General features: G+C 64.9%; 17 protein-coding genes and 2 tRNA genes. 13 read left to right on the plus strand and 6 right to left on the minus strand.

Going from position 1 to position 23,341, the window contains the following annotated elements; all coding sequences use genetic code 11:
* Positions 1–118: 118 nt before the first annotated feature.
* From BG023_RS04175 to BG023_RS04200, 6 genes are all read left to right on the plus strand, one after another.
* Entirely contained in the window at positions 119–736 is a 618-nt protein-coding gene (locus BG023_RS04175; protein WP_069309347.1) for a hypothetical protein, read from the plus strand.
* Between the two features lie 26 nt (positions 737–762).
* A complete protein-coding gene (locus tag BG023_RS04180; protein ID WP_069311114.1) occupies positions 763–1,107 on the plus strand; it encodes a hypothetical protein in 345 nt (114 codons plus the stop codon).
* Between the two features lie 14 nt (positions 1,108–1,121).
* Entirely contained in the window at positions 1,122–1,607 is a 486-nt protein-coding gene (locus tag BG023_RS04185) for a hypothetical protein (protein ID WP_069309348.1), read from the plus strand.
* Between the two features lie 70 nt (positions 1,608–1,677).
* On the plus strand, positions 1,678–2,100 hold the full coding sequence (locus BG023_RS04190; RefSeq protein ID WP_069309349.1) for a JAB domain-containing protein: 423 nt from the start codon (positions 1,678–1,680) through the stop codon (positions 2,098–2,100).
* On the plus strand, positions 2,097–2,492 hold the full coding sequence (locus BG023_RS04195) for a winged helix-turn-helix domain-containing protein (RefSeq protein ID WP_069309350.1): 396 nt from the start codon (positions 2,097–2,099) through the stop codon (positions 2,490–2,492). The genes BG023_RS04190 and BG023_RS04195 overlap by 4 nt, the downstream gene beginning before the upstream one ends.
* 79 nt (positions 2,493–2,571) lie before the next feature.
* Positions 2,572–3,390, plus strand: a complete 819-nt coding sequence (locus BG023_RS04200; protein WP_069309351.1) for a crotonase/enoyl-CoA hydratase family protein — start codon at positions 2,572–2,574, stop codon at positions 3,388–3,390.
* Positions 3,391–3,403: 13 nt separating this feature from the next.
* On the opposite strand, the gene BG023_RS04205 is transcribed toward BG023_RS04200, so the two are convergent.
* On the minus strand, positions 3,404–4,183 hold the full coding sequence (locus BG023_RS04205) for an acyl-CoA thioesterase (protein WP_069309352.1): 780 nt from the start codon (positions 4,181–4,183) through the stop codon (positions 3,404–3,406).
* Positions 4,184–4,322: 139 nt separating this feature from the next.
* On the opposite strand from BG023_RS04205, the gene BG023_RS04210 reads away from it, so the two are divergent.
* Both BG023_RS04210 and BG023_RS04215 read left to right on the plus strand, forming a co-directional pair.
* Positions 4,323–4,396: transfer RNA gene (locus tag BG023_RS04210), tRNA-Cys, on the plus strand.
* A 50-nt stretch (positions 4,397–4,446) separates the two neighbouring features.
* Positions 4,447–4,522: transfer RNA gene (locus tag BG023_RS04215), tRNA-Thr, on the plus strand.
* A gap of 48 nt (positions 4,523–4,570) precedes the next feature.
* On the opposite strand, the gene BG023_RS04220 is transcribed toward BG023_RS04215, so the two are convergent.
* Complete coding sequence (locus BG023_RS04220; protein ID WP_069309353.1) at positions 4,571–5,407, minus strand: FecR family protein; 837 nt, start codon at positions 5,405–5,407, stop codon at positions 4,571–4,573.
* Positions 5,408–5,421: 14 nt separating this feature from the next.
* Positions 5,422–6,651 carry a hypothetical protein gene (locus tag BG023_RS04225; RefSeq protein ID WP_150122783.1) on the minus strand — a complete coding sequence of 410 codons (1,230 nt, stop codon included), beginning with the start codon at positions 6,649–6,651 and terminating at the stop codon, positions 5,422–5,424.
* Positions 6,652–6,789: 138 nt separating this feature from the next.
* Between BG023_RS04225 and BG023_RS04230 the strand changes: the two genes are divergently transcribed.
* From BG023_RS04230 to BG023_RS04250, 5 genes are read left to right on the plus strand one after another with little or no spacing between them, the layout of a single operon-like run.
* Positions 6,790–9,024 (plus strand): CHASE2 domain-containing protein, encoded by a 2,235-nt coding sequence (locus BG023_RS04230; protein WP_069309355.1) that lies wholly within the window; start codon positions 6,790–6,792, stop codon positions 9,022–9,024.
* Positions 9,025–9,049: 25 nt separating this feature from the next.
* Entirely contained in the window at positions 9,050–10,408 is a 1,359-nt protein-coding gene (locus BG023_RS04235) for a multiheme c-type cytochrome (RefSeq protein ID WP_069309356.1), read from the plus strand.
* The gene (locus BG023_RS04240) at positions 10,405–12,345 is read left to right on the plus strand and encodes a heme-binding protein (protein WP_069309357.1); all 1,941 of its coding nucleotides are present in this window, start codon (positions 10,405–10,407) and stop codon (positions 12,343–12,345) included. Before BG023_RS04235 ends, BG023_RS04240 begins: the two co-directional genes overlap by 4 nt.
* A gap of 2 nt (positions 12,346–12,347) precedes the next feature.
* Positions 12,348–14,186 (plus strand): hypothetical protein, encoded by a 1,839-nt coding sequence (locus BG023_RS04245; RefSeq protein ID WP_150122784.1) that lies wholly within the window; start codon positions 12,348–12,350, stop codon positions 14,184–14,186.
* Positions 14,186–18,196: a hypothetical protein gene (locus tag BG023_RS04250; protein WP_069309358.1), complete on the plus strand. Its 4,011-nt coding sequence runs from the start codon at positions 14,186–14,188 to the stop codon at positions 18,194–18,196. Before BG023_RS04245 ends, BG023_RS04250 begins: the two co-directional genes overlap by 1 nt.
* Here BG023_RS04250 and BG023_RS04255 read toward each other — a convergent pair.
* The 3 genes from BG023_RS04255 to BG023_RS04265 are packed head-to-tail and all read right to left on the minus strand — an operon-like array spanning position 18,193 to position 23,291.
* Entirely contained in the window at positions 18,193–19,953 is a 1,761-nt protein-coding gene (locus BG023_RS04255; protein ID WP_069309359.1) for a cytochrome c3 family protein, read from the minus strand. The genes BG023_RS04250 and BG023_RS04255 overlap by 4 nt on opposite strands.
* Positions 19,954–19,956: 3 nt before the next feature.
* Complete coding sequence (locus BG023_RS04260) at positions 19,957–20,841, minus strand: hypothetical protein (RefSeq protein ID WP_069309360.1); 885 nt, start codon at positions 20,839–20,841, stop codon at positions 19,957–19,959.
* Positions 20,841–23,291, minus strand: a complete 2,451-nt coding sequence (locus tag BG023_RS04265) for a cyclic nucleotide-binding domain-containing protein (protein ID WP_069309361.1) — start codon at positions 23,289–23,291, stop codon at positions 20,841–20,843. The genes BG023_RS04260 and BG023_RS04265 overlap by 1 nt, the downstream gene beginning before the upstream one ends.
* Between the last annotated feature and the right edge of the window lie 50 nt (positions 23,292–23,341).

Raw genomic sequence — 23,341 nt, forward strand, 5'->3', positions numbered from 1 at the left:
GTTCACATCATCGTCGTTCGACGAACTGAAAGCATTTCTTGTCCAAAATGGAAGAAATCTCGTCCCGTTTACGCTAACTTGTCTGTAAACAGGGACTGATTGCCGAAGGAGATGCCTCATGTCGTCCGGAGCCGCACGGCGGCTGACCGACAGACAGCGCGCTGTGATGGAGCGCATCGATCGTCGCCTGCCGATCAAGGTCATCGCGTCGGAACTCGGCGTATCTGAAACCCGCATCAATCAGCATATCCGTGCGCTGAAGGACGTTTATCAGGCCGGCAGCCTTGGCGATTTGGTCGAGAACTATCGCGCCACTCTCCCGGCGGAACCGGCACCGTCTGATGCTGTGCAAGCATCGGTTGCAGATAGGCTCGGCATTGTTGCGGATGCAGATTTGCCCAAGCCCTTCAGCGAAGCTGCATACACAAATTATCAGATTAACCCCGCCGCCGATCTTGCCGATTTCGGTGGGCGGGACGACCCGGGCCGACTGGTCATGAGCGATGCGATGCCCCTGTTCGAGCAGGTGCCGTGGCTCAGACCGGGCGAGCCGCGGGTGGTCCCCGGAGTGCTCGATGGGGAACATGCTGTTCTGCTTCGTCTGGGCGCCATTGTGGGGATTGCTTCGGGCATCCTTGCAGCGGTGGTGTTGACTGTCACCGCCGCTATGGCACTCAGCAATGCGATGAATGGCAAGGCCACCGTCTCTGTAGAGGAAACTCAGGTCACCGGTTGAGCACCGGTCGGCCGCGGAGAATGACCATGAACGACCGTATCCTTGCCGACGCGCACCAACTCAAGAAGCTGGTCCGCGAAGCCGAAGCCATCGCCGATGAATCGATCATCGCCATGGCCCGTCTGAAGCAGGCCATGCTGGCAGCGCGCCAGAACCCCGAAGTCGAAGTCCACACCGGTCAGCGCGCGCTGATGCGGCTGACCGAAGCCGAAAGCCAGGCTCTGGCGATGTCGACCAACCTGCTGCGCGTGCATGACGAACTCAGCAAGGTCGCCCGCGTTCACGCTGGCGGTGAAACTGGGATTCCCACCGAAGTGCCGGCCGATGCGACCATGCGGACCGGATCCGAGCTGGAACGCGCTGCAGCGTGACCATCCAGTAGACAATGCTCGAACTGTTCAACGCCTATCGTGGTGACGTGCAACATATAGCCAGCGTCTTTCTGGCGCTGGCGATATGGCGCTATGGCGGTGCGCCCGAACGCTGGCTGATCGCGATTTTCGTGGTTACGATGGTTGTGCCGATCAGAGGTTTCGAATGGCTCGATTTCGGGCAGATCGCGTTCGGTAGTTATGCCTGGGTCTATGTCGCTTTGGACATTATTGCGGGCATCGGTTTTGTGGCCGTCGCTCTCAACGCTAATCGCAATTATCCGCTGTGGGTGGCCGGATTCCAGCTCGTGGCGATCAGCGCCCATGCGGTAAAAGCTCTCGTTGATACGGTGTCGCCGCTGGCGTACCTGATTCTCGCGTCAGGACCGTCCTATTGCCAACTCGCGCTGATTTTCGGCGGGTTTGTGCGCCACCGGATGCGGCTGCGGGTATTCGGGCCCTACCGCGCCTGGCGCGCACCGATGCCGCTTGCGCGATAGCGGTTCGCCATGGCCCCTTGCGGGCCTGATCCGCGCTCATGCTTCCGCCAGATCAGGAGATTGTCCCGCCATGACGATGCTCACCCGTCCGGTCCGTGCGATCGCGGCCAGCCCGTCCGATCGCCGCACCCAGGCCATGATCACCTATCTACGCCGTGTGGTGCTGCAGGAGCCGGTAACCCACGAGCGCAGCCATGCGATCTTCGTCGATCGAGACCATGTCTGGCTAGGTGATGCCGCGGTCGGGGCGGGCAGTGCCGGCTCATTGATCCTCCGGATGCGCGGGTTGCTGGGCGAGGCGCTGCGACTTGATGCGGCTGGCATCATCCTCGCGCACAACCACCCTTCGGGACAATGCCGCCCCAGCGAACGCGATATCTCCGCCACGCGCCGCCTTTGCGACATCGCGAGTGCGCTCGACATCACATTGATCGACCATCTGATTTTTACCGAGGATGCCGCCTACTCGATGCGCGCGGGAGGTCTGTTATGAGCGTGATGTCGCCCGCAGACGAGTTTCCGGAAAGCGAAATCCTGATCCCCCGCTTTCGCGATGCGGGCGAAGTGACGCTCGACCTGGTCCACCGCGACGGACGGGTGGCCGACTGCTGGCTGGGGCTGCACCCACGCGAATTTGCGCTGCTTTGGCGGCTGGCCGAACATCCGGGCGAGCGCATGACCCGGCGGCAATTGCTCGCAGACGTGTGGCGCATCCATTTCGATCCTGAGACGAACAGCGTTGCTGTGCATGTCGCGCGGGTGCGTGCCAAGCTCGACACGTTTGGCCTTGCGCGCCTGATCGCGACCCATCCGGAAGGCGGCTATTTCCTCGATACACCGCCGATGCGCGATGCCTTCCGCATGATCAGCCCCATGCCGACCTGAAGCAGGCACCCCTATGGACTTGAGCCGGTGAATCGGTCAGTCATTGCCTCACCAAAATGCCTTGAGGGATCCTGCGCACATGTCCGCTATCGCCACCACCATCGCCAATGACCGTGTCGCCATCGAACTGGGCGAAGACGGTGTCGCCGAAGTCCGGTTGGTGCGCCCGGACAAGATGAATGCGCTTGATCCCGAGATGTTTCAGCGCATCATCGAGGCTGGCAGCGCGCTCCAGCGGATGAAGGGCTTGCGTGCGGTGGTGCTGTCGGGCGAGGGCCGCGCGTTCTGCGCCGGGCTCGACCTGTCGAACTTCTCGCGAAAGCCGCCCGAAGATGAGCCGAGCCTGACCGAGCGCACCTATGGCAATGCCAACCGTCCGCAGCAGGTGGCGATGCAGTGGCGCAAGCTGCCCGTGCCGGTGATCGCCGCCGTCCACGGGGTATGTTTCGGCGGTGGCCTCCAGATCGCGAGCGGTGCGGACATCCGCATCGTTCATCCTGAAACGCGGATGGCGATCATGGAAATGAAGTGGGGTCTGGTCCCCGATATGGGCGGTTATGTCCTGTGGCGGGGCCTCGTGCGTGACGACGTGCTGCGCGAGCTGATCTATACCAACCGCGAGTTCACCGGAGCCGAGGCCCAAACCCTCGGGCTGGCGACTTATGTCGACGAGAACCCGCGCGAGCGGGCGCTGGCCATCGCGCGAACGATCGCGCTCAAAAACCCCCACGCGATCCGCGCTGCCAAGCGGCTGCAGGCCGGGATGTTCGAACGCGGCACTGATGCGATCCTGATGGAAGAGAGCATCGAACAGCACGCCATCATGCGCACCCGCAACCAGGTGGAAGCGGTGATGGCCGAGATGGAACGCCGCAAACCGAACTTCGAGGATGTGTAAGCGGCGGCTCGGTTCAGCCGAACACAGCCACGCACTGGATTCCGTCGAGCACCTGTTTGCCGTCGGCATCCCACATCCTGAGGCGCTCTGAAGAATAGCCGGCGTCGGCGTGCTGGCTGGCGTTTTCGGCGAGATACCAGCCATCGCGTGACCGGCTCTCGGGGTCTAGAACGTTGAACGACCAGTTGATCGAACTGATCGGGCCCTGACGCTGCATGACCCGCATCGCGCCCGGCGGCATGACGTCGCCCATCAGCACCAGCTTGGCGACCGGATCGAGATCGTGCTCCTCGGTCAGACGTGCCCAGCGGCGGATGGTGGCGCCGCGGTCCGCACCTTTGATCTGTCCGTGGCGCAGCTCGAAATTCTTGGCGACGAAGCTCGGGGCGAACTTGTGGGTCACTTCCTCGGTCGCCTCCGGCAGCCCAGGCCAGTCCTCGGGCGGCGGAGAGGGGTGCAGGGCATTGGCCTCGCGGCCTTCGCCGAACAGCCAGAAGGCGCTCAGCGCTACGCGACCTTCGCTCAGGATCTCGCTGCGGATCTGCGTGACGTTGCGCCCTTGTCTAACGATCTCGGCGGTCAGCTCGATCTCTTCGCCCACCGGCGCGACAAAGGCGATCTGCCCGGCGCGCAAAGGGGGCAGACCCGGGTATGCGCGCACCGCCATCGTATACGCGACAAGCGCCGAGGCGCCGCCATACAGCGTGCGACCCTGCATCCAGTCGCTTGCATGGGTAAGGCGGACAGGCCCGGGCTGGCCGGTGACGGGTTCGAGCAGGCTGGCAATCGTCATGCGCTTGCCATGCCTTCTGATGCGCGTCCGGTCTAGACTGACGTTAGGGAAGGTCGCCCAGCCAATCACAGATTGCCAAGCTGCCGCCGAATCGCTAGTGCGCGCGCTCTGTCCGGCAAGCCTTGGCCCCGGATGGCTCGGCCCGATGGCGGAGTGGTTACGCAGAGGACTGCAAATCCTTGCACGCCGGTTCGATTCCGGCTCGGGCCTCCACCTTTGCATTGCGCGCGCCGCTTGCCGGAATTAGGCAGCACGCGCTGGATGCCGCTTTAGCTCAGTTGGTAGAGCACATCATTCGTAATGATGGGGTCACGTGTTCGAGTCACGTAAGCGGCACCACCTTTCCGTGAGCCGGGCGCGTCTGAATTCGCGCCGCATTCTGCGGGCCTAGTCAAAGCCGAGGCAGACCCGTCCCTGACTTTGGCCGCCGCTATCACAGCCGAATTGCTGGTCGGTGGCGGGATCGCGATCGAAGGTGCGGTCACGGCCCGGCAGCGGATGCGGGCCAAGCAGATCGCGCAAGGACATGATGCCGCGTTGCGACAGCGTGAAGGGGCCGATCGGGGCCTGACCCTTGCCCGGCACGAACAGCGCAAGCCCGGCATCCTCCAGGGGGATCACCTGATCGCCCACGGTCACGTCGATCGCGCCGCGCTGCACGCCTTGTGCGTTGCGGCCCGGTCCGCGCAACACGATCAGGCTGGCGGTTTCCGGATCTGCCGTATTGTTGCGATCTATGATGCCTTCGCGCCGCGCAATTTCGATGGCGTCCTCGCCCACAACCCCTTCGATGATCGTGCCGCGAATGCCGATCGAGGCGACCGGGGTCTTGATCGACGATCCCTCGCGCCCCTTCTTCAGCGCACGTCCGGACATGAAGCGGAAGGCGCCCTTGGCCACGGAAGCGCTGACGGAACTGGCATCGCTGGCGGGATCGAAAACGAAGCGATCGATCTTTACCCGCGCATTGGCGCCGACGGTGAAGCTCGTCTTGTCGAGCAGCAGAAGCTGGGTCATGCTGCTTTTGCCGGTCACGATGTCATTGCCGATGGCAATTCGTTCGCGGACCGCGGCCTTGTGCAGTACGGGATTGGCGGCGGTGGTCACCCGCACATCATTGCGCACCACGGCGGTGATGCCGACATTCTGGGCCAGGGCAATGGCCGGGACGATTGCTACGGAAAGCGCTGCAACGAGCGCGACCTTGCGGGTGATTGATGTCATGCCAGCCATCCTTTTCAAAACCGCCAAACCAGCATCAGGTCGCCGCCAAAGCTTCCATAAGCATCGATGAATTCGGAATTTTCGTCGCGCGAGCGGTATCGCAGTGCCGTTTCGACAAACAGGCTGCGCCCGATCAGCGGCACCCCGATCGCGCCGCGCGCAAAGAACCGGAGCTGGCGCCTATCCTCGAAAAATTCGGCGTTGTGGAAGTCGACGTGGCGCAATGTCGCGGAAACCTTGCCATAGACGCCGTTCGTTTCGAGCGGGAATTCCGCACCTGCGGCAAGCCGGAAGGCATCATAGCCGAAGAATTCGAATGGCGCTTCCTTGGTCTCGGCGGCGATGGCCACGAAATAGGAGCTCAGCAAGGTGGGGTGGTGCTCGTAGATGAGCTCGCCGGTATAGTGCCACCCATCGTAATTCGAGACGACGAATTCTTCATCGACCGCCTCAAGGCGCAGGGACAGCCGGCCGCTGTTCCCTATGCGCAAGCTCGCGCTCGCTTCGGCACCGAGCGCTGTCAGATATTCGGCGTCGGCGATCCGGCCGTGACGGACCAGCACGCCGGCAGTCAGCAGGCTTCGACCGGTTTCGGCCCCGATGCCCAGCGCAGCGTCGCCGAATTGATAATCGGTTCCCGGCCCCGAAAGGGGGTTCAGTGTCTGGGCGAACAGGTCCCCGTAGACGAACGCGTCGCCAAGCGGGATCTGGGCCGCAATCTGGCTCTGGGCGACGAAGGCCAATCCGTCTCTCGAAGCCGGAGCAAAGAATGGCGAGGTGTTGATTTCGCCAAACGCGTCCTCGTCGTAGGAGAGGCCGACGCTGATCTTGCCGCCGATCCGGCCGGTGCGGCGCGTTGCAGTTTTGAAATCGTCGCCGCAGGCAGTGACCATTTGCTCCCATGCGTCACCGGAGGTCGGGCGAGAGCGCAGCGCCCCGAGTTCGATACGCGCCAGTTCGCGGTCATCGAGGCGGCAAAGCAGCCTGACATAGGCGAGGCGCACATTATCAGCCTCGGGCTGATCGAGCAGCGCGCGCTCCAGTGTCGAGGCTGCTCCGAGGAGATCGCCCTCGGCTTCCTGCGCGGACGCCGTTGCAAGTGCGGTCTCTGGCCGCTCGGCAGCGGCGCTCAGCGCGTCGAGCGCGTCGTCGGCACCGGCATCCTGCGCAAGCGCTGCCGGGGCATGGAATGCCAGCCCGGTTACGGAAATCGCCAGCGCCACACGCTTGCAAAGTCGCTGCATCGACACTCCCCCTATGTCCGGAGCGGACACTAGCACAGCAATCTCTTCACAGCCAGTGCGCGACAAGATGCTTCGGGTTTACCCTTGGGCAATCGCTTTGCTAAGCTACAGTCGGGCGGATGGGGAGTAGGGGCGGGCGTGTTCGGGATCAGAGCCTTTTTCAAGAGCACCGGCTTTGCCGGTGTGCTTGCGCTGGCGCTGATCTTTCTGATCCAGCTTAATTATACCCAGTCGCTTTCGGCGCTCGGCAACCTCGTTTTCGATGCCTATGCCCGTGCCCAGCCCCGCGCATATGAACCCGCGCCGGTGCGGGTGGTTGATATCGACGAGGAATCCTTGAGGCGCGAAGGACAGTGGCCGTGGTCCCGCCCCGTGGTCGGCCGGCTGCTCCAGCGTCTGACCGATGCGGGCGCGGCGACGATTGCGCTCGATATCGTCTTTTCCGAAGCCGACCGCACCTCGCCAGCCTTGATCGCGAATGATCTTGCCAAACAAGGCGCGGACCCTGCGGCGGTCGAAATGCTGCGCGGTTTGCCCGATAATGATCAACGTTTCGCTGAGGCGTTGTCGCAGATGCCCGTGGTGAACGGCTTTTTCCTGACCTACGATCCGCTGCACACCACTGCTGTGCCGATTGCGGGCATCGCGATTTCCGGATCGGCGCATACCGAAGCCATACCTCAATATTCCAATGCGGTGCTGCCCCTCGCACCGCTCGACGCGGCGGCGCAGGGTAGAGGCTTCCTCACCTTGAGCGGCGATGACGACGGGATCGTGCGCCGCGCGCCGTTGCTGGCGCGGCAGGGCGACCAGATCCTTCCCGCGCTTTCGATCGAGGCCTTGCGCGTGGCTCAGGGCGCAGGTTCGGTGCTGGTCAAAATGAGCGACGGCAGCGGCAACATCGCCGCCGGCGCAGACCCCGGCGTCGTGTCGCTGAAGGTCGGAGAATTTGAGATCCCTACGACGCGGGCGGGCGAACTTTGGATGCATTACACCGATCCGGTGCCGGAACGGATCATTCCGGCCTGGAAGGTGCTCGACCCCGCCACTTCGGACGCCGAGCTGGCAAGCCTGTTCGAAGGACAGATCGTGCTGGTTGGCACAGGAGCCATCGGTTTGCGCGATCTGGTGGCGACGCCGCTACGCGAACGCGAGCTGGGTGTGATGGTTCACGCGCAGGCGATCGAGCAAGCCATCCTCGGCAAATTCCTGACGCGGCCCGACTGGGCGGAAGGGCTGGAACGCACACTGGTGCTGCTGACCGGCCTTGCGCTGCTGCTGCTCCTGCCACGGCTCGGGGCGAGTGGCGGCGCGGTGTTGGGGTTGGCAATGATCCTGTTGGTCAGCGCCGGAAGTTGGTGGGCCTTCAGCGAGAAGCGCTTCCTGCTTGACCCGACCTTTCCGGTGCTGGCGATCCTTGCGGTCTACATCACTGTGACCGTGCTCGATTATTACCGCGAGGAGCAGGCGCGCAGCTACATCCATCAGGCCTTCGATCGCTATCTCTCGCCCGAACTGGTCAAGCGCATTGTGGCCGATCCGCACCAGCTCGATCTGGGCGGCGAGGAACGCGACATGACGGTGCTGTTCTGCGACATCCGCAGCTTCTCGCGCATCTCGGAAAAGCTCGAACCGAAGGCGATTATTGCCTTCCTGATCGGGTTCCTGACCCCGATGTGCGACATCCTGCTCGACCGCAAGGCGACGATCGACAAGTTCATCGGCGACGCCATCCTCGCCTTCTGGAACGCTCCGCTCGACGACCCTGACCAGCACGTCAACGCGGCCCGCGCGGCGCTGGCGATGCATGAGCGGCTGAAGCAGCTCAATGCGGAGATGCCCGGGCGCAAGGACCAGACCTGGCCCGGCGATGTGGCGATCGGGATCGGGCTCAATTCCGGTCCGTGCTGCGTCGGCAACATGGGTTCAGCCCAGCGCCTATCCTATTCGATCATCGGTGATGCGGTGAACCTCGCCTCGCGGATCGAGGGTCTGACGAAATATTATGGCGTCGGGATCGCGATGGGCAGTGCGCTCCAGCGCCGGCTGCCCGGCTTTGCTGCGGTCGAGCTTGATCTGGTGCGGGTGGTAGGCCGCGATACGCCCGAAGCGGTCTACGCTCTGCTGGGAGACGAAGCGCTGGCGCAGGACGGCGCGTTCCAGTCTTTTGCCGAGGGTCATGCGGCGATGCTGGCCGCCTATCGCGCAAGGGATTGGGATAGCACCAACCGCTTGCTTGACGAATGGGGGGCGCAGGCGGAAGCTCTGGGCTTGGGAATGCTGTATGCGATGTACCGCGAACGCGTGGCACAATTGCAGAGCGCGCCGCCACCGGACGATTGGGACGGCGTGTTCGCCGCCAACGAGAAATAGCGGCGCGATGGAGGGAGCGAGGGGAATGGCCGAAGAGCCCAGACCGCACCGCAAGGGGCCGGGGCGGATGCTCGCCGCGATCCTCATGCTCGCGCTGCTGCCCGCTTCGCAGGCCAGCGGTAATGCCCGGTACGAAGGTGTGGCGACCTGTGCCGGATCGACCTGCCATGGCCGGGCCGAGGGCAATGGTGCGGTCGTGCGGCAGGATGAAATCGCCACCTGGCAATCGCCTTCCTCCGCCAGCGGCGCGCATAGCCGCGCCTATGCCGTGCTAGCGAGCGAGCGTGGCCGCCAGATCGCAGCGAGCCTCGGGCTCGGATCGGCGACGGCTGCTCCGGCCTGCCTCGGCTGCCATGCGACCTATGCCCCCGCCGAGCGGCGCGGTGAGCGTTTCCTGCTGTCCGACGGGGTCGGGTGCGAAAGCTGCCACGGCGCATCGGGTGGCTGGCTGCCGCTGCATTACGCGCTTCCCGCTACCCATGCCTCGAACGTGTCGGCCGGACTGGTGCCGCTCGAAAATCCGCAGGCGCGCGCACGTGTATGCCTCGATTGCCATTACGGATCGGACAAACCCGGCCAGTTCGTCACCCATTCGATGATGGCGGCGGGGCACCCGCGCATCTCGTTCGAGCTCGATCTGTTCAGCGCCTTGCAACAGCACCATGATGACGATGCCGATTATGCCGCGCGCAAGGGCGGCGTGGACAGCGTGCGGATGTGGGCTGTTGGTCAAGCCGAGGCGGTGCGCCGCTCGACCAGCCTGTTCGCCCAGCCGCGCTTTGCCATGCGCGGGATGTTCCCCGAATTCACCTTCTACGATTGCCACTCCTGCCATCGTAACATCACCGACGGGCCGCGCCGCAAGCTGACCTTCGAGACCAATCCGGGCCGCCCGATCCCATTCGGCAGCCCGCCCTTCAACGACGAGAACATCATCATGCTCTCGGCCGTGGCGAGGGCGCTGGCACCGGGTCAGGCCGAGGGCTTCCTCGCCGCCAGCCGCGATTTCCATGCCGCAATGGGCCGTGACGGCGCGGGCGCGCGCGAAGCTGCCACGGCGCTCGGACGACGGGCAGCGGCGCTGTCGGACAGCCTCGCTGCATCGGGCGGCGGCAATGCCTTTTCGGTGGTCCGGCTGATTGCCGACCGGGCAACATCGGCGCGATTTACCGATTATGCCGGATCGGTGCAGGCGGTGATGGCGATCGACACCCTGCTCAACGCGCTGGTGCGCGAAGGACGGATCACGGTGGGAGCCGCTGCCGGTATCCGCGCCGACATCAACCGCGCCTATGCGGCGGTTGACGATCCCAATTCCTACCGCCCGGCCCAGTTCCGCAGCGCGCTTGGTGCCGCAGCACAGGCGATCGGGACGCTGCAATGATGCGCCGCTCGCGCCGCATTGCCGTGATCTCCGGCGCGGCGCTCGTGCTGGCATCGTGCGGTGGCGGCGGGTCTTCGAGTAGCGGGCCGACCCCGACGCCCACCCCCACTCCGCCGCCGAGCGGCGCGCTCTATGCTGTCCCGTCACCCGAGGCGCTGACAGCCGCCGAGGTCGGTACGATTGTGGCCCGCGCGGCGGCGCAGGCCAGCGCGCAGGGCCGCCCCGGCACGATCGCGGTGGTTGACCGGGTGGGCAATGTGCTCGCCGTCTTCGCCATGCCCGGGGCTGGTGCCACGGCGCGCATCCCCGATGCGCCCGACGGCAACAACATCGATGCGCAAGGACTGGTCGTGCCAGCTGTCGCCGCCGCGATCGCCAAGGCGATCACCGGCGCCTATCTCTCGAGCAGCGGCAACGCCTTTTCCTCGCGCACCGCGAGCATGATCGTGCAACAGCACTTCCCGCCCGCGCCCAGCACTGCGGGACTGGAAAGCGGTCCGCTGTTCGGGGTGCAGTTCAGCCAACTGCCCTGTTCCGACCTTGCCGCGCGGGCGACCGACGGGCTGATCGGACCGAAGCGTTCGCCGTTCGGGCTGGCGGCCGATCCGGGCGGGTTTCCGCTCTACAAGAACGGCGTGGTGGTGGGCGGCGTCGGCGTGATTGCGGACGGCGTCTACGGGCTCGACCTCAATGTGCTCGATATCGATCTCGACGCCGACGAAGCGATCGCACTCGCTGGCACGATCGGCTTCGAAGCGCCCGAGGCCATTCGCGCCAACCGCATCTTCGTCGACGGCACCTCTCTGCGCTATTCGGATGCGGGCTATGGCGCGCTCGCCAACGTCACCGGAGCAAGCTTTGCCGGCACGGCGGGCACGCTGGTGGCGGTCACGGGCTATTATGACGGCCTCTCGCTGCGCAGCGGGACGGCCTATGGCACCGAAGCCTCGGGCGTGCGCGCCGCAACCGCCGCCGAATTCGCCAACCGCGATGCCTTTGTCCTGACGAATGGTGCGGGCGTGAGCCGCTATCCGGTGCGCGCCGGGACCGACGGGGCCGAAATTGCCAGCCCGATCAGCGCCGCCGAAGCGCGCGCGATCCTCGAAGAGGCGTTCGCGATCATGGGCCGCGCGCGCGCCCAGATTCGCCAGCCGCTCGATAGCCGGGCACAGGTCACCATCTCGTTGGTCGACACCCGCGGAGAGGTGTTGGGGATCGTCCGCTCGCCCGATGCGCCGGTGTTCGGGATCGATGTCAGCCTGCAAAAGGCGCGCACCGCCAATCTGCTGTCCGCGCCCTTTGCCGCCGCGCAATTGCAGGCGGCAGGCGGCGAGGTGCCGCAATTCGTCAGCCGCCTGCGCACTTTCCTTGGTGATCCCAATGCACTGACCGGAGCCTTCGCCTTTTCCGATCGTGCGGTCGGCAACCTTTCGAGGCCTTATTTCCCTGATGGCGAGGTGGGCCAGCCCAACGGCCCGCTGTCGCGCCCGATCGCGCAGTTCAATCCCTTCTCGACCGGGCTACAGTCGGCGCTGGTGGTGGGTAACCTCGCGCAGCACCTCGGTTTCGTGACCGGCGCAGCGGCCAGCGATACGCCGCGATCCTGCACCAGCCTGCCCGATGCCACGCCCGGCCGCAGCCGGATCGCCAACGGCATCCAGATCTTCCCCGGATCGGTGCCGGTCTATCGCGGCGGCACGCTGGTGGGGGCTATCGGCGTTTCGGGCGACGGGATCGATCAGGATGACATGATCAGCTTCCTCGGCCTCAACAATGCCGGGCAGCGGGTCGGCGGAATCGCCAATGCCGCGCCCGGCATCCGCTCCGACCGGATCGTGGTCAGCGTGGGCTCGCGCCAAGTGCGACTGCGCTATGTCGGTTGCCCCTTTGCGCCCTTCCTCGACAGCACCCAGAACAATGTCTGCGAGGGGCTGTAGCGATGTCGGCGATCCTTTTGCCGCTGCTCATGCTGGTCCAGGCCGAGCCGCCTCCCGCCCCGGCGAGCGAGGCAGCTGCGCCCGAACCGCCGTGGGAAACAGACGCCCCTCCGGTCGATCCGCAGGTGATCGAAGGGCGGCGGCGGCCCGATTACACCGATCCGCTGCCCGATCCGGTGACGCAAAACAATCCGGGCGCAGTCCGCGCACCGCCCCCCAGCGCCTTCCCGGTCGATCAGGTGCCGATCCCCGATCGCTGGCGGCTGATCGAGAGCCTTGGCTTGGTGAAGGAGAAGTGGTGGGATCCCTATAACCAGAACACCTACAAGGGTGACCGCCCCATTGACCCGGCCAAGGTGCCGTGGCTGCCGATCAAGGGGCATGACTGGTTCTTCATAGCCAATGCGGTGAGCGACACCGTGATCGAGCCGCGCAGCTTCCCGATCCCCGTGGGTGTCCAGACCACAGAGGATCCCGACCGCAACGACGTGTTCGGCAATGATGTCTCGACGGTCCTGTCGCAGACCTTCATCATCGGCGCAGCGCTGACCAAGGGCAGCACCGCGTTCAAACCGCCCGATGTCGAATATCGCGTCACGCTGGCGGTCAATCTCAACTATGTCGATGTGCCCGAGCGCCGCGTGCTGTTCGTCGAGCCGTCAAAGCCGAGCCAGCGCTTTGACCATTTCGTCGGCGTGCAGGAAGCCTTCTTCGATTACCATATCCGCAATGTCTCGACCCGTTATGACTTCGATTCCGTGCGGATCGGGATTCAGCCGTTCCAATCGGATTTCCGCGGCTTCCTGTTCAACGACCAGCAGCTGGGTGTGCGGTTCTTCGGCACGCGCGACAACAACCGCTTCCAGTACAATCTGGCGGCGTTCTGGCGGCTGGAGAAGGACACCAACAGCGGGCTCAACTCGGTCGTCCAGCGCCCGCGTGACGATTGGTTGCTGGTCGCCAATGTCTATCGCCAGGATTTCCTGATCCCGGCGCTGACCAGCCAGATCACGGTCGCCTACAACCGCAACCGCGAAGGCAACGAGATCGAAATCGACGACAACGGCTTCCCGGTGCGCCCGGCGCTGCTGGGCGATTTGCGCGGGCGCGATTACGATGTGGTCTATCTGGGTTACAACGCCGACGGCCGGATCGGCCGGATCAATCTCACTGCGAGCGCCTATGCCGCGCTGGGAGAGGATCGGAACAGCATCTTCACCGGCGAACCGGCCGATATCCGGGCGTTCTTCGGCGCGGCCGAACTGAGCTACGATCGCGACTGGATGCGCTTTCGCCTGTCAGCCGCGTGGGCGAGCGGCGATGACGATCCCTACGACGGGCGCGAGACCGGGTTCGACGCCGTGTTCGAAAACCCGGTCTTTGCCGGCGCCGACACCAGCTACTGGATCCGCCAGACCATCCCCTTCGCGGGCGGCGGGCGGGCGGTCTCGGTCAATGGCCGCAACGGGATGCTCAATTCGCTGCGTTCGTCGAAGGAACAGGGGCAGTCTAACTTCAACAACCCCGGCCTGATGCTACTTGGCGCCGGGGCCGACTTCGACCTGACCCCCGAATTCCGCCTCTCCGCCAATGCCAACCACCTGTGGTTCGAAAACACGGCCACACTCGAGAAACTCCGTAACGAAGGCTCGATCCCGCGCGACATCGGCTGGGATCTTTCGACAGCGGCGATCTGGCGCCCGAAGGCGACACAGAATATCGTGTTCCGACTGTCGGCCGCGACACTGCTTTCGGGCGGGGGCTTTCGTGACCTGTTCGACAGCCGGGGAGGGGGAAGTGCGTATTACTCGGTGCTGGCCAATGCGATCCTGACCTACTGATGCTGCATTTGCGCCGCCTTGTCCTTGCTACCGCAAGCGTGCTGCTGGCCGCAGCCATGATGCTCGGCCCGATCCGCGCGGCAGAGGGCGAGCAGGCGGTCAGTCGCGACTATTCGCTCGTCACCGCCCCGCCCGCACCGGCGCGGCAGACTTATGGCGATGTGTTGACCAAATCCGCCGGTTGCACCTCTTGCCACGTCCAGAGCGATGCGCCCAGCATGCACATGAGCCCGGCGGTGCAATTGGGCTGCACCGATTGCCACGGCGGCAATGCTTCAGTCGCAGGCAATCCCGAGCTGCCGCACGATCACCCCGACTATCTCGCCGCCCGCGACCGCGCGCACGTGCTGCCCAAATATCCCAAGAGCTGGCACTGGCCCTCCTCCGCCAATCCCCAGCGCAGCTACGCGCTGCTAAACCGCGAGGCGCCCGAGTTCGTCCGCTTCGTCAATCCCAGCGATTACCGCGTCGCGCGCGAGGCCTGCGGCGCCTGCCACATGGCGACAATCGAGGCAGGCGAACGCTCGATCATGGCGACCGGCGCGATGCTGTGGGGCGGAGCGAGCTACAACAACGGGATTCTGCCGTTCAAGAACTACCTCCTTGGCGAGGCCTACACGCGCGAGGGTGAACCGGCGAAGATCGTGACCCCGGGTGATCCGCCGGGTACGCTGACCGAGCGGCAGAAGGCGCGCGGGGCGCTGGCCGAACTTTACCCGCTGCCGACATGGCACGTGATTCCGCCGGGCGACGTGTTCCGCGTGTTCGAACGCGGTGGGCGCAATATCAGCACCCAGTTCCCCGAAATCGGCCTGCCCAATCCGAGCGGATCGATCCAGCGCCTCGAAGAGCCGGGGCGGCCCGATCTCAAGCAATCGAACCGCGGGCCGGCCACCGGTCTCCGGGTCGCGATCCCCGCGCTCAACATCCACAAGACCCGGCTCAACGATCCCTTCACTTGGTTCATGGGCACCAATGACCAGCCGGGCGACTATCGCCATTCGGGCTGCGCCAGCTGCCATGTGATCTATGCCAACGACCGCGAGCCGCGCCACTCGCTCATCTATGCCCAATTCGGCCGCGACGGGCAGACAGCCACTGTCGATCCGACCATCGCAGCCAAGCGCGAGGGCGGGCATGGCGCGCTCAAGCAGCCCGGCGATCACCACGAAGATGCCGAACCAGTGAAGGAAAAGGGCCATCCGCTCCGGCACGTCTTCACGCGCTCGATCCCCACAGCGCAATGCATGAACTGCCACATGCACCAGCCCAATATCTTCCTGAACTCCTACCTCGGCTACACCATGTGGGACTATGAGTCTGATGCGCCCTTCATGTGGCCGGAGAAGCAGAAATACCCCACCGCCGAGGACGTGCGGAAGGTGCTCGACCGCAACCCCGAAGGCGCCGCGCCGCGCGGCAACTGGGGCGATCTCGACTTCCTGCGCAATGTCTACGATCTCAACCCCAAGCTGAAGGACACCCAGTTCGCCGATTACCATGGGCATGGCTGGAACTTCCGGGCGATCTTCAAACGCGACCGTGAGGGCAATCTGCTCGATGCCGAAGGCCAGATTGTCGATCCCGACGATCCCGAGAAATGGCGGCGCAAGGACGAAGGCAAGTTCGTGCCGCCCGGCACCAATCCGGGCAAGGCGGTGCATCTGATGGACATCCATGCCGAAAAGGGCATGCAATGCGCCGATTGCCATTTCGCGCAGGACAGCCACGGCAACGGGCTGATCTATGGCGAAGTCGCCAACGCGATCGAGATCGGCTGCAAGGACTGCCATGGCACGCCGGATGCCTATCCCACCCTGCGCACCAGCGGTCCGGCCGCCCCGCCCAAGGGCAACGACCTCTCGCTACTGCGCAACCCCGATGGCCAGCGCCGGTTCGAATGGGTCGAAGGCGAAGACGGCCAGCGGCGGTTGATCCAGCGCTCGATCGTCGATCCCAAGCTCGAATGGGAGATGAGCCTCGTCAAGGATGCGGTCGATCCGGCGGGATCGCATTTCAACGCCAAGGCCGCGCGCGCCAAGCTGATGAGCCGGACCGGCGCGGAAACGGGCAAGTTCGAATTCGGGCTGGGCATCGCCGCAACCGACCGCGCGCACCGCGAGCCGGAGATGGCCTGCTTTACCTGTCACCTGTCATGGACCACCTCGTGTGGCGGGTGTCACCTGCCGATCGAGGCCAATTGGAAGAGCGAGGTCCACCGCTATGAGGGCGAGACCACGCGCAACTTCGCGACCTACAACCCGCAGGTCGCGCGGGACGAGATGTTCCAGCTGGGCAAGCACCAGACCACCAAGGGTTCGCAGGTCGCGCCGGTGCGATCATCAAGCGCGCTGGTGTTGAGTTCAACCAACATCAACCGCGAACGGATCTACGTGCAGCAGCCACCGGTCTCCGCGATCGGCTTTTCCAGCCAGGCCTTCGCGCCGCACTTCCCGCATACCGTCCGCAAAACCGAGACCAAGACCTGTTCGGATTGCCACCTGTCGGATCAGGACGATAACAACGCGATCATGGCGCAGCTGATGCTGCTCGGCACCAATTACGTCAATTTTGTCGGGATCAACGCCTGGACTGGTCTCGAAGGCGGCTTCTCCGCCGTCCGCGTGACCGAATGGGACGAACCGCAGGCGGTGATCGGCTCCTACCTCCACCGCTATGCCTATCCCGATTACTGGAAGCTCCATGTCGAGGATAATGACCGTGAGCTCAAGAACTGGACGCGCGGCAAGACCTTCGACGGCGAGCTGAGCGGCGAGACCGAGGCGTTCGAGCAGTTCGTCAACACCCACGAAGGCACGCGCGACCGCGTCGGATGCCTGCAACTGCGCGGCGAATACATGTTCGTGGCCGAAGGCAAGGGCGGCTTCCGCGTCTATGATGTCGCTTCGATCGCCAACAAGGGCGTGTCGGAGCGGATCGTGACCGGGCCATTCTCGCCGATGGGCCATGACACGCGGGTCAAGACCCGCAATGCCACCTGCATGGCGCTCGCTACCAACCAGCCGATCAATCCGCTGCGCAACACCGCCGAAATGCGCGCGATGAACCAGGAGCAGGCGTTCCTGCCGATCTATTCCTACGCCGTCGTCACCGATGCCGAAGAAGGGCTGGTGCTGGTCAACATCAACACGCTGGCCGATGGCGAATTCCGCGGCAACCGGCTCAACCGGACCCGTTTCAGTGACGGCACGACGGCGTGGAACCCCGACGGGGTGCTCGATGGTGCGCGGCATATCCAGCTGGCGGGCGAAGTGGCCTTCATCACAGCGCGGCGGGGGCTGGTGGTGGTGGATCTGGCCGATCCGCTCAATCCCCGGCTGGCGGCGGTGCGTCCGTTGGCCGATGCGCGGGCGAGCGCGATCCAGTTCCGATACCTTTGGGTGACCGATGCCGAGGGTGTGAAGCTGTTCGATGTCACCACCCTGCGCAATCCTGTGGCGATCCCAGAGGCGACCGTGCCGCTCGCCGATGCGCGGCGCATGTATATCGCGCGCACCTATGCCTATGTCGCCGCCAAGGCCGAAGGGCTGGTGATCCTCGACGTCAAGAACCCGATGCGCCCCCGCATTTATGCGCGCGAAACGCTGGGCGGCCAGATGGATGATGCCGAGGATGTGATCGTCGCCTCGACCAATGCTTCGCTGTTCGCCTATGTCGCCGACGGCAAGAACGGGCTCAAGGTGCTGCAACTGACCAGCCCTGATAGCCAGCGCAATTTCTACGGCTTCAGCCCCGCGCCCAAGCCCCAACTGATCGCATGGGCGAAAACGCCCTCGCCCGCGATTGCGCTCAGCAAGGGGCTCGACCGTGACCGCGCGGTGGACGAGACGGGAGGGCAGATGGCGGTGTTCGGCCGGCTCGGCTCGCGGCCCTTCACTCGCAGCGAGATGGAGCGCTTGTTCCTTACCCGCTCGGGCGTGCCGTGGAAGGTTTCGGATAAGCCCGACATGGACGTCTGGGTCAGCGGGCGCGGTCCGCTCGTGAACTAGGGTTCGCGCCGTCCGATGAGGGCGACCTTCTCGCGGAGCTGACCCGGGTGATCCTTGGGCAAGGGGCCGCTGGGCGCATGGTAGGAATGGCACATCGCGCAGCTTGAAGGCACTTCTGCCCGCACCGCATCCTCGCCCTGATGGCATTCGCGGCAGCTTGCAAGATTGGGCAGCAGGAGATCGGTTGAGGCTTTGGACGTGGTGGCCTTGTGGCAGCTGGTGCATTTCTCCTGCCGGTGCGCGCCGTGATCGAAACCGCCGTTGAGGAAATAGCGATCGGGCAGGTTGACCGGCATCACATCCGCCTTCCCGCCGCGCACTGCCGGCAGGTGGCACTCCCCGCACACGCCGCCGGGGGCAAGCGCCCGGTCGACGCCGACCAACGAGGGCCGGGGAGTGCCGAAATCGGCATAATAAAGCCCTTCGCGGGCATATTTGCCGGGCCTTGAACGCCCGCTCACAACCGGGCGGCGCGGCGTGCGGTCCATCGCCATCAGATCGGCCTTCATCAGCGCGACATCGCCATGCCGTAGCGTGCGGAAGGTGCTGCCGACCTTGTCGTAGACGAGGCTGTGGCAGCTACCGCAGCTCTCCTCCATCTTGATCGGCTCGAACCCGACCTTGTCGCGCGTGGCTTCGTGGCAATCCTTGCAGACCAGCGCTGCGCCATAGCCCTTGTCCGCGCCGAGCCTGATCGCCATGCGCGCCACCCCGCCGCGCGGTGCAAGGTGCAGATCATGCGGGAACTTCAGTCCGCTCGCCTCGCGCGGCTTGTCGCCCAATGACATCCGCACCGGCTTTGCCTGTCCGGGCCGGGTAAAGATCGCCGGCTGGAACTCGGGGTGGGCCTTGCCGAAATCGGCCGCGTTCGTGAGCTTGGTATCGGTCAGGCGCTGGTCGAGCGTGCCGTGGCAATCGGCGCAGAATTGCTGGCTCGCGGGCTCCATCCGGCTCGGACCTTCGTGCTCGGTATGGCAGGTGGTGCAGGCGTCCGGGCCCTCCTTGCCGAAGGATTCCGCCACCGCCCACTGCAACCCGTCGCCCATGCCGAACGGCGCACGGCCTTGGGCAAGGCGCGGCGCGGCGGCATGATCGCCAATCGCCTTGTGGCACGAAAGGCAGGTTTCATCGCGCACCGAAACGAAGGCATCGACGTGGCAGGATTCGCAATTGTTCTCGAGCGCATGGTGCGCCTTGCTCAATTTGCCAGGGCTCCAGCTGGCGTCGAAGGCGACCGCATCAGGCCGGCCGGTCGCCGGCGCGATCTTCTCGCGCGTCAGATGCGAGATCACCGGAACCGCAAGGAAGGCAAGCAGGATCGCGCCGAGCAGGCCCCACGACAGGAGGCGCTTGCTAGGCATTGCCGCCTCAAGCGCGAAGCTGCGTTTGGCATCGGCGAGGCCTTCGCTCCGGATCAGCGGACGAATCATGACCTCGATCGCGGCATCGCCCGTCTGTGCGAGCGAGAGCAGCGTGCCGCCGAGCGCGATTTCCGCTCCTTCGCGCGGGTCGCACACGGCCTCGGTGGTGCTGCGCCCGTCGATCGTGAAGCCGAGCGTGCCCAAGGCACGGATGGCGAGCCTGCCACCCGGAGCCGGATCGATCCGCAGATGGTGCTGCTCGATGGCAAGGTCGAGCAGGTGGATATCGTTGTCGGTCGCGCGGCCCACGGTCAGGCTGGCCTGCGCCACCTCGCGCTCGCGCACGATCTCCCGGCCACCGGCGGTCAGGTCGACAGTGCGGATGAGAAACGCCATCCCCTATCCCCAGTAATAGAAGACACTGATGACATGCGCGGCCAGCGCTGCGAGCAGCGCGATGGTGACCGGGATGTGCACGAACAGCCAGACATCGAGCAGCGCTTTCAAGCGCAACTGCCGCCGGATCTGCGCGAGCTGCGCGCTGCGCTTGCCGAGCAGCACCCTGACCCGTTCTTCTGCCCCCTTGTTGTCGGCCATCGTTCGGAAATCGTCCGGCAAGCCAGCCAGTGCACGCGCCGTCGCGCAGCGCGGATAACGCCCGGTTAGCCGCGCCCAGACTCCGCCGGAAAAGGTGTCCTGTGCCAGCGCAGCCAGCACCAGATCGGCCTGCTGGCGTCCGAGCGGCTGGGCGGCCTGTTCCAGCTGGCGATCAATCGCGGCCAGCGCCTCGATCATCTGCGTGCGGGTCATCTCCTTGCGGTTGGCGCTGAGTCGCGCGGGCAGCGTGGCATAGACCGCGATGCCGTATATCCCCGAGACAATCACCAGCATCATCAGCGCCCAGGCCAGCGTGTGCACGTTCCAGCCGAGCTGGAACCCGGTGTGGAGCGTGCCGATGACTGCCAGCGAAAGCCCCAGATAGACATGCGCGCTGGTCCACGCCTTGAGGCTCCAGTCGCCCTCGCTCATCCGCCGCTTGCGGACACCCAGCAACGAGAGCCAGACGATCAGACCCAGCCCGATCGTGCCGAGCGTATAGCCGTACCAGCTGCCGCCATTGGGGCGCGGGTGCTGGTCGATCAGCAGATAGCCGATGAGCAGCACGAGGCTGAGCCCGCCGGCGATCTTGGCCCAGCGCATCCGGCTGTGGACGAGAAAGCTCTCGTGCTCGGACTCCCGGCGGCGGTCGTGGAAAGCGGCGTCAGTGTCGGGACGGCTCGCCATTACGCGTCCCCTGCAATGCGCGTGGCCGACAGGAACTTTTCGGGCGCGACCCGGATCGCCGCACCGGTGGGGCAGGCGCGCACGCAGGCGGGGCCACCATCGATCCCCGCGCACATGTCGCACTTGATCGCGACCTTGGGGCGCTCGGCACCTTCCTTGGCGGCTTCCTTCTTGCGCCAGGCATAGGGCGCCTCGCCGGGGCCGGGGCCGCGGCCAAACAGCAGCCATTGCAGCAGCGAGGGCTTGGCGGGTGGGCGGGCATCCATGCGGATCACGCCGTAAGGGCAGTTACGCTGACAATTGCCGCAGCCGATGCAGGTGTCATCGATAAACACCTCGCCATCGGGGCCGCGCTTGATTGCATTGGGCGGGCAATCGGCCATGCAATGCGGGTGTTCGCAGTGGCGGCATGACGTCGGCACGTGGAGGTGGGCATAGGTGCGCCCTGCCTCGCGGTCGAGCCGCGACAGCCCGTCATGGCTATCGGCACAAGCCTTTTCGCAATTGTCGCAGCCGATGCACAGCTTCTCGTCGATCAGAAGCACGTCGGTGGCCTCGCCGATGCCGTTGTCGACCAGAAACTGTGCGGTTTCGGAATACATATCGACCGCGCTGCCGAAGCTGCCCTTGCGGCTTTCGACGAAGGCGTTGATTTCGCGCCGCTTCGCCATGTCGGTCAAAGCCCGTTCGCGCAGCCGCGGATGACGCGCGAGCAGCTCCATGAAGCCTTCGCCCGGCAAGCGGATGACCTGCGAGCGGATCGCCGCTCTGACCGTGGCCGCGCGCGGCTCGCCATCGATCACGGCCATTTCGCCGAAATAGCTGCCCGCCGGCAGATAGGAGAGAAACACGGGTCGCTCGCCGATGGTCTTCTCGACAATCATCGACCCGCGCCGCAGGATGTAGACATCGCGGTCGTCGGCGCCTTCGGCGATGACGGTTTGGCCTGCCTTGATATCGACGACCTCGGCACCATCGACCAGCGTGCGGACATCCGAAGCGGCAAGGCCCGATCCGAACATCTGGAGCAATTGCCGCTCGATCGAGATGCGCGTGACAGCTCGGTTAGCCCCCGGCGAGACGGCAAGCAGACGCAGCGCGACCATGCGCGAAAATTCGATCGCCACCACCGGCTCAGCCGCGCGGATGGTGGCACCGCGGCGGCGGCCCGAGATGAGCCCGACCTCGCCAAAGATGGTGCCTTGCCCCAGCGGCACTGTCGCCGACGGGTTCGCCGGATCGACCTCGACCGCAACCGAACCCGTGGCAATCCCGAACATCGAGGACCCGGGATCGTTGCGCGCGAAAATCACCTCGCCCGGTGCATAAGCCTGGACCTCGCTGTCGAGCATCAGTTCGCGCAATTGCAGCGGCGAAAGCTCGCGCAGAACCTCGACATTGGTGCCGAACAGTTCCAGCCATTCATCCACGCTGCGCCGTCCGGGCAGGGCGGCGAACTTGGCCGCGAGAATCGGCTCGTCCGCGGGCTTGAGATCGCGGTTCCCGTTGAGGAACTCGATCACGTCATAGCCCTGGTTCATGCAGTGCTTGATTAGCGGATAGCCGGCCAGCGCGCCGATTACATGGATCCCCGGCTTGGTCGTCTCGAAGCTGGGTGACAGGCGCGGGAAGGCGCCGGCGTCGGCACTGGTGAAGGCGATGCCGCAGCCCTCCACAAAGCCGCGCGGCGGCTGGGAGCCGGTGCGGGCAATGATCCGGTCGCAGCGGATTGTTTCCTGCCCGTCGCGCGTATCGAGCACCAGCTCGCCGGGACGCACTTCGGCAGGGCTGCATTCGCGCCGGACGATCACCCGGCCTTCCTGTTCGGCAGCTTCGAGCAGTTTGACGTTCGCATCCTTGGCGCGGGCGAAGTCGGTGCCGCGGTTGAGGATCGTTACGACATTGCGCTGCGCCGGATCGGCTGCGAGGCCCAGCGCATTCTCGATCCCCGCATCGCCCGATCCGACCACTGTGATGTGCTCATCGACATATTCGCCGGGATCATCGAGCTGGTACTGGACCTGCGGCAAGTCTGCGCCCGGCACGCGCAGGCGGTTGGGGTTGCCCTGCGTGCCGATCGCCAGCACCACGGCCTCGGCCTCGATCACATCGCCGTTCTTCAGCGCCAACCGGAAATGCCCGGCCTCGCCTTCGATCGCGGTGATCTCCGCATTAAAGCGCACGTTGATCTGCTTGGTGCGGACCTGCTCGCTCCACAGGCCGAGGATCGCCTCGCGCTTGCCCGCATCGAAATCGAGATCGCTGCGCAGCACGAGATTGGATGGCGTCGCCATCACGTGCTTGCCCTTCTGATAGCGGTAGATCGTATCGGACAGGTGATCGGTCTTTTCGACGAGCACATGGCTCATCCCGAGCGCTGCCGCGCGCCCGGCGGCGCTCAGGCCTGCGGGGCCTGATCCGACAATCGCAACCCGGAATATCTCGGGCAAGCCTGACCCCCTCGTCTCCACGCCCCACCGCGCATCGCATCATAGGATAA

Source organism: Porphyrobacter sp. LM 6 (assembly GCF_001720465.1).
In the GTDB taxonomy this organism is placed as follows: Bacteria; Pseudomonadota; Alphaproteobacteria; order Sphingomonadales; family Sphingomonadaceae; genus Erythrobacter.